This window comes from Pseudomonas sp. NPDC089406 (assembly GCF_044900265.1).
Taxonomy (GTDB): domain Bacteria; phylum Pseudomonadota; class Gammaproteobacteria; order Pseudomonadales; family Pseudomonadaceae; genus Aquipseudomonas; species Aquipseudomonas fakonensis.
Window position 1 is genome coordinate 1 of record NZ_JBJDNC010000014.1, and the last position, 17593, is coordinate 17593.

The 17593-nt window shown below is 64.1% G+C and carries 18 protein-coding genes; 4 read left to right on the forward strand and 14 right to left on the reverse strand.

Features of this window, described 5'->3' with window-relative positions; translation table 11 throughout:
• Window positions 1-183: 183 nt before the first annotated feature.
• Window positions 184-1893 carry a single-stranded-DNA-specific exonuclease RecJ gene (gene recJ, locus ACI2KK_RS12005; protein WP_404669066.1) on the reverse strand — a complete coding sequence of 570 codons (1710 nt, stop codon included), beginning with the start codon at window positions 1891-1893 and terminating at the stop codon, window positions 184-186.
• Window positions 1894-1923: 30 nt separating this feature from the next.
• A complete protein-coding gene (locus tag ACI2KK_RS12010; protein WP_217840032.1) occupies window positions 1924-2463 on the reverse strand; it encodes a YaeQ family protein in 540 nt (179 codons plus the stop codon).
• Window positions 2464-2712: 249 nt separating this feature from the next.
• Between ACI2KK_RS12010 and ACI2KK_RS12015 the strand changes: the two genes are divergently transcribed.
• Complete coding sequence (locus ACI2KK_RS12015; RefSeq protein WP_404669067.1) at window positions 2713-3912, forward strand: CaiB/BaiF CoA transferase family protein; 1200 nt, start codon at window positions 2713-2715, stop codon at window positions 3910-3912.
• Window positions 3913-3926: 14 nt separating this feature from the next.
• Entirely contained in the window at window positions 3927-4811 is an 885-nt protein-coding gene (locus ACI2KK_RS12020; protein WP_404669068.1) for a TIGR02285 family protein, read from the forward strand.
• Between the two features lie 135 nt (window positions 4812-4946).
• On the opposite strand, the gene ACI2KK_RS12025 is transcribed toward ACI2KK_RS12020, so the two are convergent.
• The 12 genes from ACI2KK_RS12025 to ffh all read right to left on the reverse strand — a co-directional run bounded on the left by ACI2KK_RS12025 (window position 4947) and on the right by ffh (window position 15110).
• The gene (locus ACI2KK_RS12025) at window positions 4947-5228 is read right to left on the reverse strand and encodes a DUF3509 domain-containing protein (protein ID WP_217886257.1); all 282 of its coding nucleotides are present in this window, start codon (window positions 5226-5228) and stop codon (window positions 4947-4949) included.
• Between the two features lie 130 nt (window positions 5229-5358).
• Window positions 5359-5733, reverse strand: a complete 375-nt coding sequence (locus ACI2KK_RS12030) for a histidine kinase (protein WP_404669069.1) — start codon at window positions 5731-5733, stop codon at window positions 5359-5361.
• Between the two features lie 331 nt (window positions 5734-6064).
• Complete coding sequence (gene thrC / locus ACI2KK_RS12035; RefSeq protein WP_217840036.1) at window positions 6065-7474, reverse strand: threonine synthase; 1410 nt, start codon at window positions 7472-7474, stop codon at window positions 6065-6067.
• A 54-nt stretch (window positions 7475-7528) separates the two neighbouring features.
• Window positions 7529-8833, reverse strand: coding sequence for a homoserine dehydrogenase (locus ACI2KK_RS12040; RefSeq protein ID WP_217840037.1), 1305 nt, complete (start codon window positions 8831-8833; stop codon window positions 7529-7531).
• An 82-nt stretch (window positions 8834-8915) separates the two neighbouring features.
• The gene (locus ACI2KK_RS12045; protein WP_217886259.1) at window positions 8916-9677 is read right to left on the reverse strand and encodes a DsbC family protein; all 762 of its coding nucleotides are present in this window, start codon (window positions 9675-9677) and stop codon (window positions 8916-8918) included.
• Window positions 9678-9831: 154 nt separating this feature from the next.
• The gene (xerD, locus tag ACI2KK_RS12050; protein ID WP_217840039.1) at window positions 9832-10728 is read right to left on the reverse strand and encodes a site-specific tyrosine recombinase XerD; all 897 of its coding nucleotides are present in this window, start codon (window positions 10726-10728) and stop codon (window positions 9832-9834) included.
• A 218-nt stretch (window positions 10729-10946) separates the two neighbouring features.
• Window positions 10947-11354 carry an acyl-CoA thioesterase gene (locus ACI2KK_RS12055; protein WP_404669070.1) on the reverse strand — a complete coding sequence of 136 codons (408 nt, stop codon included), beginning with the start codon at window positions 11352-11354 and terminating at the stop codon, window positions 10947-10949.
• Between the two features lie 204 nt (window positions 11355-11558).
• A complete protein-coding gene (gene rplS, locus ACI2KK_RS12060) occupies window positions 11559-11909 on the reverse strand; it encodes a 50S ribosomal protein L19 (protein ID WP_011535315.1) in 351 nt (116 codons plus the stop codon).
• Window positions 11910-11951: 42 nt separating this feature from the next.
• A complete protein-coding gene (trmD, locus tag ACI2KK_RS12065; protein ID WP_008094486.1) occupies window positions 11952-12704 on the reverse strand; it encodes a tRNA (guanosine(37)-N1)-methyltransferase TrmD in 753 nt (250 codons plus the stop codon).
• A 3-nt stretch (window positions 12705-12707) separates the two neighbouring features.
• Entirely contained in the window at window positions 12708-13244 is a 537-nt protein-coding gene (rimM, locus tag ACI2KK_RS12070) for a ribosome maturation factor RimM (RefSeq protein WP_217840041.1), read from the reverse strand.
• A 5-nt stretch (window positions 13245-13249) separates the two neighbouring features.
• Window positions 13250-13501 carry a 30S ribosomal protein S16 gene (gene rpsP, locus ACI2KK_RS12075; RefSeq protein WP_011535318.1) on the reverse strand — a complete coding sequence of 84 codons (252 nt, stop codon included), beginning with the start codon at window positions 13499-13501 and terminating at the stop codon, window positions 13250-13252.
• Between the two features lie 232 nt (window positions 13502-13733).
• A complete protein-coding gene (gene ffh, locus ACI2KK_RS12080) occupies window positions 13734-15110 on the reverse strand; it encodes a signal recognition particle protein (RefSeq protein WP_217886261.1) in 1377 nt (458 codons plus the stop codon).
• 294 nt (window positions 15111-15404) lie between these two features.
• Between ffh and ACI2KK_RS12085 the strand changes: the two genes are divergently transcribed.
• A complete protein-coding gene (locus tag ACI2KK_RS12085; RefSeq protein ID WP_217886262.1) occupies window positions 15405-16214 on the forward strand; it encodes an inner membrane protein YpjD in 810 nt (269 codons plus the stop codon).
• Between the two features lie 9 nt (window positions 16215-16223).
• Window positions 16224-17411: a transporter associated domain-containing protein gene (locus ACI2KK_RS12090; protein WP_404669071.1), complete on the forward strand. Its 1188-nt coding sequence runs from the start codon at window positions 16224-16226 to the stop codon at window positions 17409-17411.
• Window positions 17412-17593: the final 182 nt, after the last annotated feature.

The window sequence follows — 17593 nt, forward strand, 5'->3', positions numbered from 1 at the left end:
GCAGGGGCCGGATGAATGGAGCGAGGATTTTTTGCTTACTTTTTGATCCTTCAAAAAGTGAGCCGCCGTAAGGGCGGAAAGGTGAATAAGCGTCACTACAAATAATGAATGCGCATACAACTATCAAAACCAACCAATACAACTATCAACAGACCAAACAGACCAAACAGACCAAACAGAAAATCACCGCGCCTCGATATGCGCAATCATCAACTGCACACTCTCATTCCCCCGAAACTCATTCACATCCAGCTTGTAAGCCAACTCCACCCACCGCACAGTAGGGTTCGGCCAAACCTCCCGGTCCACGCCAAAGGCAATCCCATCCAGCCGCACCGACCCGCACTCGCTCTTGAGCACCACTTTCAAATGCCGCTCCCCCACCACCCGCTGCTCGACCAGCTGAAACACCCCATGGAACAACGGCTCGGGAAAGTGCTGCCCCCAAGGCCCGGCATTGCGCAAAGCCCGCGCCAGGTCCAGGTGAAACTCCTCCACCGCCAGCACCCCGTCAGACAGCAGCCGACCGGTCAGGTCCTCCTCACGCAGTTGCCGCCGCACCTCAAGGTCAAACGCCTCGGCAAACGCCGGGAAATTCGCCTCAGGCAGCGACAGCCCAGCCGCCATGGCATGCCCGCCGAACTTGCTGATCAACGCCGGGTGGCGCGCCGCCACCGCATCCAGCGCATCGCGAATATGGAACCCCGCCACCGACCTTGCCGAGCCCTTGAGCATGCCGTCGCCGGCATCGGCAAAGGCGATGGTCGGGCGGTGGTAGCGCTCCTTCAGGCGCGAAGCCAGGATACCGATCACCCCCTGGTGCCAGTCCGCATCGAACAGGCACAGGCCATAGGGCATGGACTCGACCGGCAGGTCCTTGAGCTGGGCCAGCGCCTCGCGCTGCATGCCCTGCTCGATCGACTTGCGGTCCTGGTTCAGGCCGTCCAGTTGTTGGGCCATGTCCTGCGCAAGCGCCGCGTCGTCGCACAGCAGGCATTCGATACCCAGGCTCATGTCGTCCAGGCGGCCGGCGGCGTTAAGCCGCGGGCCGAGGATGAAACCCAGGTCGGTGGAGGTGATGCGCCGATGATCGCGACGGGCGACCTCCAGAATAGCCTTGAGCCCTGGCCGCGCACGGCCCGCACGAATGCGCTCCAGGCCCTGGTGGACCAGGATGCGGTTGTTGGCATCTAGCGGCACCACGTCGGCCACGCTGCCCAGCGCCACCAGGTCGAGCAGTTCGCCGATGTTCGGCTGCGCCTGTTGCTCGTAGCGGCCCAGGCTGCGCAAACGGGCACGCAGGGCCATCAGCACGTAGAAGATCACCCCCACCCCGGCCAACGACTTGCTGGGGAACGTGCAGCCCGGCTGGTTCGGGTTGACGATGGCGTCGGCATCCGGCAACTGCTGGCCAGGCAGGTGGTGGTCGGTCACCAGTACCTGGAGCCCGGCAGCCTTGGCCGCCGCCACACCCTCGACGCTGGAGATGCCGTTATCCACGGTGACCAGCAACTGCGGCTGGCGCTGCAGCGCCACCTCGACGATTTCCGGGGTCAGGCCGTAGCCGTACTCGAAGCGGTTGGGTACCAGATAATCGACATGGGCCGCACCCAGCAGGCGCAGGCCGAGCACGCCGACGGTGCTGGCAGTGGCGCCGTCGGCATCGAAGTCACCAACGATGAGGATGCGCTGACGCTGGTCCAGGGCCTGCACCAGCAGGTCCACCGCCGCGTCGATGCCCTTGAGCTGCTGGTAGGGCAGCAGCCGTGCCAGGCTCTTGTCCAGCTCGGCCTCGCTCTGCACGCCACGGGCGGCGTACAGGCGGGTCAGCAAGGGGGGCAGGTTGCCCAGCAGGGGCAGGGTCGACGGCAGGGGGCGGGGTTCGATGCGCATGGGGTCTTCGGTAATCAGGTAAAAGTCGACTCAGCGCTCGCCGAGCAGCCACTGCAGCTGCACTTCGTGCTGGCCGCGGTCGTCGGTGACGAAGATCGTGCCTTCGCTGATCATCACGTCCCACTTGATGGTGCGCGGCATGTCGGTGGCCAGCACCTCCAGCACTTCCTGCGGTACTGCGGCGATGCTCAGGTTCTTCAGGCCCTTGACCGCGCCGACCACCTTGCCCTCCCACACCCGCAGGCTGCCGTAGGCCAGCAGGCTGGTGCGCTCGGTACGGCGCGAGCACCAGGTCAGGCGGTCGGCATCCGGCTGGCCGACTTCGATCCAGTGCAGGATGCGGTCGTCCAGGCTCTTTTCCCACAGGGCAGCTTCGTCGACGTCCGACAGGCCACGGCCGAACGACAGGTTCTCGTTGTACCAGAGGGCATAGGCCAGCAGGCGCACAGCCATGCGCTCCTCGGTTTCCGACGGATGACGGGCGATGGTCTGGCGCACGCTCTCGTAGACGCCGCGGTCGAGGTCGGTGAGGTTGAGTTCGAACTTGTAGGTGGTGGACGGCTGGGCCATGGGCGCGGGCTTCGTTGAAAAGAAAGTCGCACAGTCTAACTGATCCTGCGCTCTCGCGGGCCGGCCGGTCTGCCGGATTACTGGTTGCCGGCTGTCTTGCGCTGCCTGTACCGGCCCTATCGCCGGCAAGCCGGCTCCTACAAGGTTATGCAAGCCCGTACGGTCAGCAGATGACAGGGGCCACCGTATACCTGCCACCGCCCAGCTGTGATACAACCACCGCTCAACGCCCTTCGCCACGGATGCCCCATGCCCACGCCCAGCAAACCCCTCGCCGGCCTGAAAGTCATCGAGCTTGGCACCCTGATCGCCGGCCCCTTTGCCTCGCGCATCTGCGCCGAGTTCGGCGCCGAGGTGATCAAGGTCGAGTCGCCCGACGGCGGCGACCCGCTGCGCAAGTGGCGCAAGCTGTACGAGGGCACGTCGCTGTGGTGGTTCGTGCAGGCGCGCAACAAACAGTCGCTGACCCTCAACCTCAAGCACCCCGAAGGCCGCGAGGTGCTCAAGCGCCTGCTGGCCGAGGCTGACATCCTGATCGAGAACTTCCGCCCCGGCGTGCTGGAAAAACTCGGCCTGGGCTGGGATGTGCTGCACGCGCTCAACCCGCGTTTGGTAATGGTGCGCCTGTCAGGCTTCGGCCAGACCGGGCCGATGAAAGACCAGCCAGGCTTCGGTGCGGTGGGCGAGTCCATGGGCGGGCTGCGCTACATCACCGGCTTCGAGGACCGCCCGCCGGTGCGCACCGGCATTTCCATCGGCGACTCCATCGCCGCCCTGTGGGGGGTGATCGGCGCGCTGATGGCCCTGCGTCACCGTGAAGTGAACGGCGGCCAGGGCCAAGTGGTGGATGTTGCGCTGTACGAGGCGATCTTCGCCATGATGGAAAGCATGGTGCCGGAGTTCGACGTGTTCGGCTTTATCCGCGAACGCACCGGCAACATCATGCCGGGCATCACCCCGTCGTGCATCCACACCACCGCCGATGGCCGCCATGTGCAGATCGGTGCCAACGGCGATGCCATTTTCAAGCGTTTGATGCAGGCCATCGGCCGCCACGACCTGGCCGACGACGCCAGCCTTGCCAGCAACGATGGCCGCGACGCCCGACGCGACGAGCTGTACGGGGTAATCGACCGTTGGGCCAACAGCCTGCCGCTGGCCGAGGTGATGCAGGTACTGAACGCCGCCGAAGTGCCGGCCAGCCGCATCTATTCGGCCGAAGACATGTTCAGCGACCCGCAGTACCTGGCCCGCGAGATGTTCCTGCAGGCCAAACTGCCGGACGGCAAGCCGTTCAAGATGCCCGGCATCGTCCCCAAGCTGTCCGACACGCCGGGCTCGGCCGACTGGGTGGGCCCTGAACTGGGCCAGCACACCGCCAGCGTACTGGACGGGCTGGGCTACGACGCCGCCGCCATCGCCCGCCTACGTGAGAGCGGCGCGGTCTGACCGCGCCCGGCCCCATGCGCAGCCTTCGCCTGATCGCCCTCGCCGCCCTGCTGCTAGGCGCCTTTGCAGCTCAAGCCGGCGAAGCGCGCGAGCGCTTGTTGTGGCTGATACGCGACCTGCCGCCGTTCACCATTTTCGAAGGCCCGGCCAAGGGCCAGGGCGTGGTCGACCAGATGCTGCCGCTGCTGATGGCGCAGATGCCCGAGTACGACCACAGCATCGTGCGGGTCAACCGCGCCCGCGGCATCCAGATGCTTCAGGAGAGCAGCTTCACCTGTGACCCCAGCCTGCTGTGGACCGCAGAACGGGCCAAGTACGTGTACTTCTCCAAACCCCTGCTGGCAGCCATGAGCAGTGGCCTGGTGGTGCGCCGGCAAGACCAGGCGCTGCTGGCGCCCTACCTTGAGCAACACCAGGTCGACCTTGCCCAACTGCTGGCCGGCACCCAGCTGAAGCTGGGCATCGTCGCCGAGCGCAGCTACAGCACACAGGTGGACGAGATCCTGCGCCAACTGCCCGACAGCGCCCTGAGCCGCCACTATGGCAACGAAGCTACTGCGAGCCTTCTGCAAATGCAGCAACTGGGGCGCCTGCAACTGGTGCTGGGTTACTGGCCGGAAATTCGCTACCTGATCCAGCAGCAAGGCGGCTCGCTCGACGGCTATGCGTTCTACCCGATCAAGGGGGTAGACCACTATCAGTTCCTGCGCGTGGGTTGCTCCGACACGCCGCTGGGGCGCAAGGCCATCGCCCATATCGACCGGCTGCTGCCGGAGCTGGGCCGCGACACCCTCCCCGCCCTGTACGCCCGCTGGCTCGACCCGAACCAGCAGGCCGACTACCTGGAGCAGGCCAGGCGCCTGTTCGAGGCTGCCCCCAGCCTCAGCACCCAGCCCTGAAACAGGCAAAAAGAAACCCCGGACGCTGGGGAGGACGGCCGGGGTCAAGCGAAAGCCTGTGAGGCTTCCCGGGGCAACCTGACACTACCGGAGCAAAGCACCGTCAGACTGCCCTTGCTGATTCAGATGCGCCTGTCAGGCAAAGGTTCCCTGGGGTTGGCGTTGGTGCTGCAAGGCGGCGATCACGCAGGGTTGCAGGCGCCCTTCGGCGATTTGCAGGTCACGGTGCAGGCCGTCGACCAGGTCGACCAGCAACTGCTGCTCCAGCAACTGGCGTGCAGCGACCTTGCGCTGCAGGGTGAGCGTGCCGTGTTCGTCGTGGAGTGTCAGTTGGCGGCTGCCATCGCTGTCGATGTGGCCGAGGGTGGCGTGGTAAGGGGTCAGGGCATCGTTGAGCAGTCTGCAGATTCTTTCCATCCGGAACACTCGCTGGCTGGTGGACATATGGGAACTGACCATCGAGCCCGTGGGAAAGTTCGCCCTACCGGCCCGCCCTACCGAGCATGCGCGGGCAGTGTGACAGTTTGCAGGCAGCGCCCTGTTCGGCTTACAGACGGGCCAGGGCCTTTTCCAGGGCTACGGTCGATACCGGCCAGGGCAACTCGCCCACCACCCGAAAACCTCGCCTGCGGGCCTCCAGGGCCATGTCGTGGCGTTTGTCGTCGACCTGGCCGACGAACAGCAACGCGCGTGGCGCAGGCTGGGCCTGCAAATGCTGGAGCAATGAAAGGGCGCAGGGTTCGGGCATGCCGTGGTCGAGTACCAGCACATCAACGGTACGCTCACGGCCCAGGCAGGCGGTGGTGTTGAGCAGGTCGTCGCTTAGCCGCACGTTGAACACACCTTGGGCGTTGAAGGCCTGGTGCAGGGGGATCTGGTGGAAGGGGCGGGCCTGGTGGATGAGGACGTGGAGGCTGCGCATGGGCTTCTCCGGGCAGAAGTGAAACCTGCACTTTAGGGATGGCCATGCGCCGGCTGAATAGGAAAAGTCCGAGAAAGCGCCGGGTATTTTCTCGAATGATCAATCGACATGCCCTTGGGCACGCGAGCCATCGTGCAATCTGACCCTGGTGCGCTCGACTGCACATGATGGCACCGGCTTCGCCGGTGTTCGCGGCTAAAGCCGCTCCCACAGGGGTTGCATTAGCCTCAGGCCCGCGCTGCACCTGTAGGAGCCGGCTTGCCGGCGATAGGGCCGGTACAGCCAGCAAAGGGCACGCGCCCCCAAAGTCGGAGCGTGCCCTGTACATGCCTTACAGCGGCTTGCCGCGGTTACCGTGCTGGCTGACGAAGGCCTGCACGGCCTTCAGGTCGTTGGCCAGTACCGTGCAGCGCTCTTCGCGGCTGAACAGGTCGCTCAGGTGGGCTGGCAATTCCAGCGCCTTGCCAACGCCGGCCTTCTCCACCGCCTCGGGGAACTTGACCGGGTGCGCAGTACCCAGCACCACCATGGGCGTGTCCAGGCTGCGGCGGCACTCTCGCGCAGCCTTGACGCCGATGGCGGTGTGCGGGTCAAGCACTTCACCGGTGCTGGCGAACACTTCGGCGATGGTCTCGCAGGTTTGCTCGTCGGTGACAGCCAGCGAGTCGAACAGCTTGCGGGCTTCGGTCCAGCGGTCCTGCTCGACGCTGAAGCCGCCACCTTGCTTGAAGGTAGCCATCAGCTCGGCAACTGCTGCGCCATTGCGCCCGTGCAGGTCGAACAGCAGGCGCTCGAAGTTGGACGAAACCATGATGTCCATGGACGGCGACAGGGTCGGGTGCAGGGCATCCTTGACGTACTGGTTGCCGCTCATGAAGCGGTGCAGGATGTCGTTGCGGTTGGTGGCCACCACCAGCTGGCTGATCGGCAGGCCCATGTTGCGCGCCAGGTAGCCGGCGAAGATGTCGCCGAAGTTGCCGGTCGGCACCGAGAACGCCACCGAACGGGCCGGGCCGCCCAACTGCAGGGCTGCGTGGAAGTAGTAGACGATCTGGGCCATGATCCGCGCCCAGTTGATCGAGTTCACTGCCACCAGGCGGGTGCCCTTGAGGAACGACTGGTCGGCGAAGCTGGCCTTGACCATTTCCTGGCAGTCGTCGAAGTTGCCTTCGATGGCGATGTTGTGGATGTTGTCGCCAAGGATGGTGGTCATCTGCCGGCGCTGCACTTCCGACACACGCTGGTGTGGGTGCAGGATGAAGATGTCGACGTTGTCGCAACGGCGGCAACCTTCGATGGCGGCCGAGCCGGTATCACCGCTGGTGGCACCGACGATTACCACGCGCTCGTTGCGCTTGACCAGCACGTGGTCGAGCAGGCGGCCGAGCAGTTGCAGGGCGAAATCCTTGAACGCCAAAGTCGGGCCGTGGAACAGCTCCATCACCCACTCGTTGCCGTTGAGCTGGCGCAGCGGCGCCACCGCGGCGTGGGCGAAGTTGCCGTAGGTTTCTTCGAGGATCTTCTTGAAGTCGGCGTCAGCGATGCTGCCGGTGACGAACGGGCGCATCACCCGGAAGGCCAGCTCGTGGTACGGCAGGCCGGCCCAGGAGGCGATTTCTTCCTGGGTGAAGCGTGGCAGGTTCTCGGGAACGTACAGGCCGCCGTCGGTGGCAAGGCCGGCCAGCAGCACGTCTTCGAAGTTCAGGGCCGGAGCCTGGCCGCGGGTACTGATATAGCGCATGGGTGCAAACCTTCGATGCTGGGCGCGGGCCGCCGTCGCGGCCCGCCGCCGGAATTAATTGAGCTGTTCGACGCGGATGCGTACAACCGGGCCAACCACGTCCTGCAGGGCCTCCAGGGCGACGATGGCGTCGTTGATGCGCTGCTCGACCACACCGTGGGTCAGCAGGATCATCGGCACCAGGCCGTCCTGCTCCTCGGCTTCCTTCTGCATGATCGACTCGATGTTGATGCCGCGCTCCGAGAGGATGCTGGCCACCTGGGCAAGCACGCCCGGGTGATCCTTGGCCTGGATGCGCAGGTAATAGGCGCTTTCGCAGGCTTCGATCGGCAGGATCGGGTGGGCCGACAGCGAGTCGGGCTGGAACGCCAGGTGCGGCACGCGGTTCTCAGGGTCGCTGGTCATGGCGCGGACCACGTCCACCAGGTCGGCCACCACGGACGAAGCGGTCGGCTCCATGCCGGCGCCGGCGCCGTAGTACAGGGTCGAGCCAGCAGCGTCGCCGTTGACCATCACCGCGTTCATCACGCCGTTGACGTTGGCGATCAGGCGGTCGGCCGGGATCAGTGTCGGGTGCACGCGCAGCTCGATGCCTTCGGCGGTGCGACGGGCCACGCCCAGGTGCTTGATGCGGTAGCCCAGGGCTTCGGCGTAGTTCACGTCAGCGGTGGTCAGGCGGGTGATGCCTTCGGTGTAGGCCTTGTCGAACTGCAGCGGGATGCCAAAGGCGATGGACGCCAGGATGGTCAGCTTGTGCGCGGCATCGATGCCTTCGACGTCGAAGGTCGGGTCGGCTTCGGCATAACCCAGCGCCTGGGCTTCGGCCAGTACGTCGGGGAAGGTGCGGCCCTTCTCGCGCATTTCGCTGAGGATGAAGTTGCCGGTGCCGTTGATGATGCCGGCCAGCCAGTTGATGCGGTTGGCCGACAGGCCTTCGCGGATCGCCTTGATCACCGGGATGCCGCCAGCCACGGCCGCTTCGAAGGCGACGATGACGCCCTTCTCGCGGGCCTTGGCGAAGATCTCGTTGCCGTGCACGGCAATCAGCGCCTTGTTGGCGGTGACCACGTGCTTGCCGTTTTCGATGGCCTTGAGCACCAGGTCGCGGGCGATGGTGTAGCCGCCGATCAGCTCGATGACGATGTCGATTTCGGGATTGGTCGCTACTTCGAACACGTCAGCGGTAATGGGGGTACCGGTAATCTGGCAGTTCGGGTTCTGCGAGCGCATGGCAATCTGTGCCACTTCAATACCGCGCCCGGCACGGCGGGCAATCTCCTCGGCGTTGCGCTGAAGTACATTGAAGGTACCGCCACCGACGGTCCCCAACCCACAGATGCCTACTTTGACCGGTTTCACTGTGAACTCCCCATTGAACGGCCGGCACCTGCGCCGACCGTGAAACATGCCGTCACCCCATGACGACGGCGTACTGAATTGGTTACTTGGCTGCTTGCTGCTGGCCAGCCAGGGCCAGTTTGGCCACTTGCGGTGCCGGCTGGTAGCCCGGAATCACCTGACCGCTTTCCAGCACGATGGCCGGCGTGCCGTTGACGCCGATCGACTGGCCCAGGGCAAACTGCTTGCCCACCGGGTTGGTGCACTTGGCGGCCTTGATTTCTTTACCCTCGACCATCTTGTCCATCGCCGCGCGGCGGTCGCTGGAGCACCACACCGCCTGCAACTGCTCGTCACCCGGCGAACCCAGGCCCTGGCGCGGGAACGCGACATAGCGCACTTCGATGCCGCGCTTGTTCAGCTCGGGCACTTCGGCGTGCAGCTTGTGGCAGTAGGGGCAGGTGGTGTCGGTGAATACGGTGATGTGCGACTTGGTCTCGCCCTTGGCCGGGTACACGACCATCTCCGCAGCCGGGATGCCGTTGATCAGCTTGGCGATGCCCTGGCGCTCGGTTTTTTCGGTGAGGTTGACCGGCTTGCCGTCCTGGATCTGGAACAGGTAGCCCTGCATCACGAACTGGCCGTCGGCACTGGCATATAGCACCCGGCCGCCTTGCAACTTGACTTCGTACAGGCCGTCGAGCGGGCTGCTGGCAACGCTTTCGACCGGCACTTCCAGCGACAGGTTCTGCAACGATTTGCGGATCGCCTGTTCGGCGTTGGCATTGCCGTCGGTGGCCGCGGCGGCGGCAAAGGTACTGGCCAGCGCCAGGGCGGCGGCGGCGAAAATCTGGGTCACGCGCATGGGGAACTCCTGAGGGCGGACGGGGCCGGCGCGGCATGCCTGCGGGGTGAAACGCGGCGTTCGGGCGGCCCTTGCAACAAACCGCCCAAGCCTACCACAACAGAGGCCCGCAGAATGGCCCCTCATGCACCAGTCGGCGGAACATGAATATCATTCATCCACGCGGGTGGTGCTGGGCATGCAGCTGCTGCAGGCGGGCCTTGGCCACGTGGGTGTATATCTGCGTGGTAGACAGGTCGCTATGCCCCAGCAGCATCTGCACCACGCGCAGGTCGGCGCCGTGGTTGAGCAGGTGGGTGGCGAAGGCGTGGCGCAGCGTGTGCGGCGACAGCGGCTTGTCGATGCCGGCTACCCGAGCATGGTGCTTGATGCGGTGCCAGAAGGTCTGGCGGGTCATCTGCTCGCCACGCTGGCTGGGGAACAGCACGTCGCTGGGGCGGCCATTGAGCAGCTCGGCGCGGCCGTCGCGCACATAGCGCTCGATCCACACCACCGCCTCCTCGCCCATGGGCACCAGGCGCTCCTTGCTGCCCTTGCCCATCACCCGCAGCACGCCCTGGCGCAGGTTGACCTGGTCGAGGGTCAGGCTGACCAGTTCAGTAACCCGCAGGCCACAGGCATACAGCACCTCGAGCATGGCGCGGTCGCGCTGGCCGATGGCTTCGCTGCGGTCCGGGGCCTGCAACAGGGCCTCGACGTCGGCCTCGGACAGCGACTTGGGCAGCGGGCGGCCCAGTTGCGGCATGTCTACCTGCAGCGTCGGGTCGACACCGATCATGCGCTCGCGCAGCAGGTAGCGGTAAAAACCGCGCACACCGGACAGAAAGCGCGCCGTGGAGCGCGGCTTGTAGGCCTGGTCAAAGCGCCAGGCCAGGTGGTCGAGGATCAGCTCGCGGCCGGCATCGGGCAACGCCACGCCTTTTTCCTGCAGCCAGCCGTTGAACAGGGCCAGGTCACTGCGGTAGGAGGCGCGGGTGTTGTCGGACAGGCCTTTTTCCAGCCAGAGGGCGTCGAGGAACTGGTCGATCAGGGGGTGGTCGAGGGCGGGCATGCGCAACTGCTGGATATTGGAGGTGGGCCTAGTGTTTCACAGCCACCAAGGGCTTGTCGCGGCCGGTGACGCTTGAGCTGTGTAGGAGCGGCCTTGTGTCGCGATGGGCTGCGTAGCAGCCCCAGGATCTCGGCATCATGCACAATTGCCGGGGCTGCTACGCAGCCCATCGCGACACAAGGCCGCTCCTACAACTGTCGTGCCTGGCCGTGCACCCATCAAGCCTGCGGCAAAACCGGCACCGGGCGCTTGTCCTCGTCGATGGCGACGAAACTGAACACCCCGTGGATGGCCCGCTCGCGGCCATCGAGGTACATGTTCTCGACGAACACATCCACCTGCACCTGCAGGCTGGTGTTGCCGACTTTCACCACGGTGCCGACCAGTTCGACGATGGTCCCGGCCGGGATCGGGTGCTTGAAGTCGATGCGGTCGGTGGACACGGTCACCAGCGGCAGGCGGCAGAAGCGCGTGGCGGCGATGAACGAGACTTCGTCCATCCAGGCCAGGGCGGTGCCGCCGAACAGGGTGTTGTGGTGGTTGGTGGTATTGGGGAACACCGCCTTGGTCACGCGGGTTTCCGAAAGCTCCGTGCGGCGCTGGATTTCCTGGTCTCGAGGGGTCATGGGCAACTCACATCGTAAGGGCTTGAAGACAGTGTCGCCTGCTTCGCGGGTAAACCCGCTCCCACAGGGGCAGCGTTGGTTTCAAAGGTGGCTGGGTAGCTGTGGAAGATGCCAACCCACCAGTACAGGGCGCAGAAAGCAAAAAAGCAGCCCGAAGGCTGCTTTTTTCTCGCAAGGTGGCCTAAGCCACCCGGCAAACTGTCATCAGGACAGTTTTTCCTTGATGCGAGCGGCTTTGCCGGACAGGTCGCGCAGGTAGTACAGCTTGGCTTTACGCACGTCACCACGACGTTTCACGGCCAGGCTGTCGATCTGCGGGCTGTAGGTCTGGAAGGTACGCTCTACGCCGACGCCGCTGGAGATCTTGCGCACGGTGAAGGCGCTGTTCAGACCGCGGTTACGCTTGGCGATAACGACGCCTTCGAAAGCCTGCAGACGCGAGCGGTCGCCTTCCTTCACTTTAACCTGGACGACAACGGTGTCGCCTGGTGCGAAGGTAGGGATCTCTTTGCTCATCTGTTCAGCTTCGAGCTGCTGGATGATCTTGTTGGTCATGCTGTGCTCCTAAGATGGATACGCGATCCACCATCGATACGTTTAACTATCGTCCCGCTCGCGGAGATATTCCTCGAGCAGCTTCTTCTCTTCTCCAGAAAGCGAGCGACTTTCCAGAAGATCGGCGCGTCGTTCGAAGGTCCTACCAAGGGACTGCTTCATCCGCCATCGCCGGATATGTGCATGGTTGCCACTTAGCAACACGTCGGGAACACGCTGATCCGCATACACCTCAGGTCGGGTGTAGTGCGGGCAATCCAGCAGACCGTCGGTGAAAGAGTCTTCCTCCGCCGAGTCCACATGCCCTAAAGCTCCGGGCAGCAGCCGTGTAACCGCATCGATCAGTACCATGGCCGGCAGCTCGCCACCGGAAAGCACATAGTCACCAATCGACCACTCCTCATCGACATGAGCCTCGATAAAGCGCTCGTCGATGCCTTCATAACGACCGGCGATCAGGATCAACGATTCCTGTTCGGCCAGGCCTTTGACCGCCTGCTGAGTCAGCTTGCGGCCTTGTGGCGAAAGGTAGATCACCTTTGCCGATGCTCCGGTCGCCTGCCTGGCGCTAACCAGGGCGTCTTCCAGAGGCTTGATCTTCATCACCATGCCCGGACCACCGCCAAACGGCCGATCATCCACGGTGTGGTGGCGATCTGTGGTGTAGTCCCGCGGGTTCCAGCAGGTCACTTGCAGCAACCCCTGTTTCACCGCGCGGCTGGTAATGCCGTACTCCGTGATGGCCGAGAACATCTCGGGGAACAACGTGATGACGTCTACGCGAAGGTTACCCATCGTTTAGAAGTCCGCGTCCCACTCAACCCGCATCACGCCTGCTTCCAGGTCGATATCGAGCACGCATTGCGCCGTATAGGGCAACAAACGCTCGCGATCATCCAGGCTGCCTGCGCAGGGTTTGACCACCATTACATCGTTCGCGCCGGTCTCCAACAGGTGATCGATCGTGCCGAACAGTTGTTCGTCCTGATTGATGACCTTCAGGCCCACCAACTGGTACCAGTAGTACTCGTCAGCTGCCAGGTTGGGCAAAAGGCTGCGCGGAATGCAGATTTCGAAGCCGCTCAGAAGACGGGCTTCTTCACGATCATCGAGGCCTTTCAATTTAACGACCAGACCCTTTGCAGAGCCACGACCGTTGACCAGCTCGACCTGTTTTACCTTGCCTTCATGCCGTAGCGTCCAGCGCGGGTAATCCAACAGGTTTTCAATCGGATCGGTAAAGGAAAACACCTTCACCTCGCCGCGAACGCCGTGAACCGAAAAAATCTTGCCAACGACGATCAGGTCGTCAGCCTTTTCTGGCGTCGCGTTCATACTGCTCAGGCTGCGGCCTTGGCAGCTTCCTTCAGCAGCTGAGCAACACGCTCAGACGGCTGCGCGCCCTGGCTCAGCCAGTAGGTGACGCGTTCCTGGTTGACCGACAGCTTGACTTCGGCGCCCGATGCGATCGGGTTGAAGAAGCCTACGCGCTCAACGAAACGGCCGTCACGGGCGTTACGCGAGTTGGTCACGGTCAGGTGGTAGAAAGGGCGCTTTTTCGAGCCGCCACGGGCAAGACGGATGGTTACCATGTGAACATCGTTCCTATAGTCGGTGCTGCAAAACTGAATGCCCAATGGGCACACGGGTGCCCAAAAGGCCGCATATTCTCGGGGAATACACGGACATTTGCAAATGCCTTTTTCGGCGAGCGCCTGGCCCACCGTTCAGTCCTGCCGGTTGAAGCCGCCTGACGGCAGCCATGTTCCCGCCAAAGCGGGGGTCTGGCCGGCCTCCTTATATAAAGGAAGCCAGCCGAATTGATTACATCTTCGGCATGCCGCCACCGGGCAGCATGCCGCCAAGGCCGCGCATCATCTTGGCCATGCCGCCCTTGGCGGAGAATTTCTTCATCATTTTCTGCATCTGCTTGTGCTGCTTGATCAAGCGGCCGATATCCTGCACCTGGGTGCCGGAACCCAGGGCGATGCGGCGCTTGCGCGAACCGCTGATCAGGTCAGGGTCGCGGCGCTCGGCAGGGGTCATGGAGTTGATGATCGCCTCCATCTGCTTGAACTGCTTCTCGGCGGCGCCCTGGGCGTTGCCCATCTGCGACAGGTTCATGCCACCGATGCTCGGCAGCTTGTCCATCAGGCCGCCAAGGCCGCCCATGTTCTTCATCTGCTGCAGTTGGTCGCGGAAGTCTTCAAGGTCGAAGCCCTTGCCCTTCTTCAGCTTTTTCGCAAGCTTGTCGGCCTTGGCCTTGTCGATGTTCTGTTCGGCCTGCTCGATCAGGCTGAGCACGTCGCCCATGCCGAGGATGCGCGAGGCGATACGGTCAGGGTGGAACGGCTCCAGGGCCTCGGTCTTCTCGCCCATACCGATGAACTTGATCGGCTTGCCGGTGATGGCGCGCACCGACAGCGCAGCACCGCCACGGGCGTCACCGTCGACCTTGGTCAGCACCACGCCGGTCAGCGGCAGGGCGTCGCCGAAGGCCTTGGCGGTGTTGGCGGCGTCCTGGCCGGTCATGGCGTCGACCACGAACAGCGTCTCGATCGGCTTGACCGCGGCGTGCAGGGCCTTGATCTCGTCCATCATGTCGGCGTCGACGTGCAGGCGACCGGCGGTATCGACGATCACCACGTCGATGAACTTGAGCTTGGCTTCGCGGATGGCCGCCTCGGCGATGGCCACCGGCTTCTGGCTGATGTCGGACGGGAAGAAGGTCACGCCGATGTCGTTGGCCAGGGTTTCCAGCTGCTTGATCGCCGCCGGGCGGTAGACGTCGGCCGACACCACCATCACGCTCTTTTTCTTGCGCTCTTTCAGGTGGCGGGCCAGCTTGCCGGCGGTGGTGGTCTTACCGGCACCTTGCAGGCCGGCCATCAGCACCACGGCCGGTGGCGCGCTGTTCAGCGTCAGCTCTTCGTTGGCTGCGCCCATCAGGCTTTCGAGTTCGGCCTGGACAATCTTCACGAAGGCCTGGCCCGGGGTCAGGCTGCGCGACACTTCAGTGCCGACCGCACGTTCCTTGACGCTGTTGACGAAATCCTTGACCACCGGCAGGGCGACGTCGGCCTCGAGCAGGGCCATGCGCACTTCGCGCAGCGTGTCCTTGATGTTGTCTTCGGTCAGCTTGGCCTTGCCGGTGACATGGCGCAGCGTCTGTGACAGGCGGTCGGTCAGGTTTTCGAACATGGTGATCCTTTCAGGCCCAGTGAAGCCGAGGTTTTTCAGGTGCCCGGGGAACAATGCACACACGCCGGGCACAGCAAGGCGGCGATTATAGCGGAGACTGCCAGCGGCGCACACCTTGGCGCCGGGTCTCTGGACATTCGGTGGCCTGGCCGGCCTCTTCGCGGGTAAACCCGCTCCCACAGGGGGCGCGTGACCTTCAGGCCTGCGCTGTAACCCGCGATTGATACGCAGTCTTCCTTGCCCACCGGGTTCTATGCCAAACTCCGTCCCTTTAGGGCTTGCCTGCCAGGACTTATGCTCTCTTCACCCAGCCTCCTCCCCAACCTGATCGCCGCCTTCCTTTATGTGGCCGCGACCGTCTTCCAGGCCACCGGCCTTGCCCGTGGCGTCAAGGCAGACAAGCGCCTGCTCGGCCTGCTCGGCGTATTGGCCGTGCTCGCCCAGGGCGGCGCGCTGTTCTTCCAGCTGATCACCCCGCTGGGCCTGAGCCTGGACTTCTTCAGTGCCGCCAGCCTGATTGCCGTGGCCGTCATCGCCCTGACCCTGCTCGCCTGCCTGAGCATCCCGGTAGAGAACCTGCTGGTGTTGTTGTTCCCGCTGGGCGCGGTCACCGCCCTGCTGGCCCAGTTCGCCCCGCCGGGCACGGTGCCGCTGATCAACGAAGAACCCGGCATCCTCGCCCATATTCTGCTGTCGATCCTGGCCTACGGCCTGTTCACCATTGCCGTGTTCCAGGCCCTGCTGCTGCTGCTGCAGGACCGCCAGCTGAAGAACAAGCACCCGTCCGGCATGATCCGCAACTTCCCGCCCCTGCAAACCATGGAAAGCCTGCTGTTCGGCTTCCTCTGGGCCGGCTGGGTCCTGCTCTCGCTTTCGTTGATTTCCGGCTGGCTGTTCCTCGACAACCTGTTCGCCCAGCACCTGGTGCACAAGACCCTGCTGGCCTGCGTGGCCTGGGTGGTGTTCAGCGTGCTGCTGTGGGGCCGCACCCGCCTGGGCTGGCGCGGCCACAAGGCAATCCGCTGGACCCTGGCCGGTTTCTGCCTGCTGATGCTGGCCTATTTCGGCAGCAAGCTGGTCCGCGAATTCATCCTGCATATCTGACGGCCGAATATGGACACCCTGCCGTACGCCCCGCTGCTCGGCACCCTCGCACTGGCCCTGCTGTGGTCGGCCTTGTTCACCGCCGTGGACATCGCCCGCCAGCAGCTCAACGGCCATGGCGAACCTGCGCTACCGGCCCAGGCCCTGGTGCTGTGCGCCAGTTTCGGCAAGCTGCTGGTACTGGGCCTGGCCTGCCTGCTCGGCCAGCGCTACAACGGTGAACACGGCTTCTGGATGGCCGGCCTGGCAGGTGCAATCACCCTGCTGGTAATCGCCGAATACCTGCCCCGACGCCTGGCCAGGCGCAACCCGCAGGCATTTGTCAGCCTCGGCGCCAGCCTGCTCAAACTCCCGCTCACCCTGCTACAGCCGCTGGCCTGCGTGCTGGACGGCATCGCCCGGCTGATCCTGCGCCCGTTCCGCGTGCAACCCAACGCCGTGGCACTGCACCCGCAGCAAGAGAGTGACGAGTTCGACGACGAGCCTCAGGAGCCCGCCCGCCACGGCCTGCTCGAAGGCCTGCAGGCGCTGGACAAGGTCACCGTCAACGACATCCTGATCCCGCGCAACGAAGTCGACGGCATCAACCTCGACGACCCCATCGAGCAGATCATCGAGCAGTTGATCGTCAGCCGGCATACCCGCCTGCCGGTGTACCACAACGACATCAACCAGGTTGAAGCGGTGCTCAACACCAAGCTGATCAGCCACCTGCTGCCACGCGCAGAACTCACCCTCGGGCAGTTGCAGGCCGCCTGCTACGAGCCCTACTTCGTCCCCGAGAGCACACCCCTGCAGCTGCAGCTGCTGAACTTCCACAAGCAGCAGCGGCGCATGGGCGTGGTGGTGGACGAGTACGGCGAAGTGCTGGGCATCGTCACCCTGGAGGACATCCTCGAGGAAATCGTCGGCGAGTTCGAGGACGAGCACAGCCTCGACAACCCCCACGTCCACCCCCAGCCCGACGGGCGTTTCGTCATCGAAGGCACCGCCTCGCTGCGCGAGATCAACCGCTCGCTGGGCTGGCACCTGCCCTGCGACGGCGGGCCGAAAACCCTCAACGGCCTGGTCACCGAGGCACTGGAAAGCATCCCGGAAAGCGCGGTGTGCCTGAAGATCGGCCGTTACCGCCTGGAAATCCTCGAAACCGAGGACAATTGCGCCAGCAAGGTACTGGTCTGGACCGTGACCCGATAGCTATACTCGAGTCACGCTTATCCAGCCCTGCCATCGCGCCTGCTACCCGCACTCCGCGCCCGATGGCCAGTCCGCACCACTGACACGCCCCGCGGTCCTGCTTCACCACCCCGAACAGTGCCCGCCCCCGCCTCTACCCCAGGGCCATCGTCAGTCGCGCGAACCATAACAATACGCTCCGG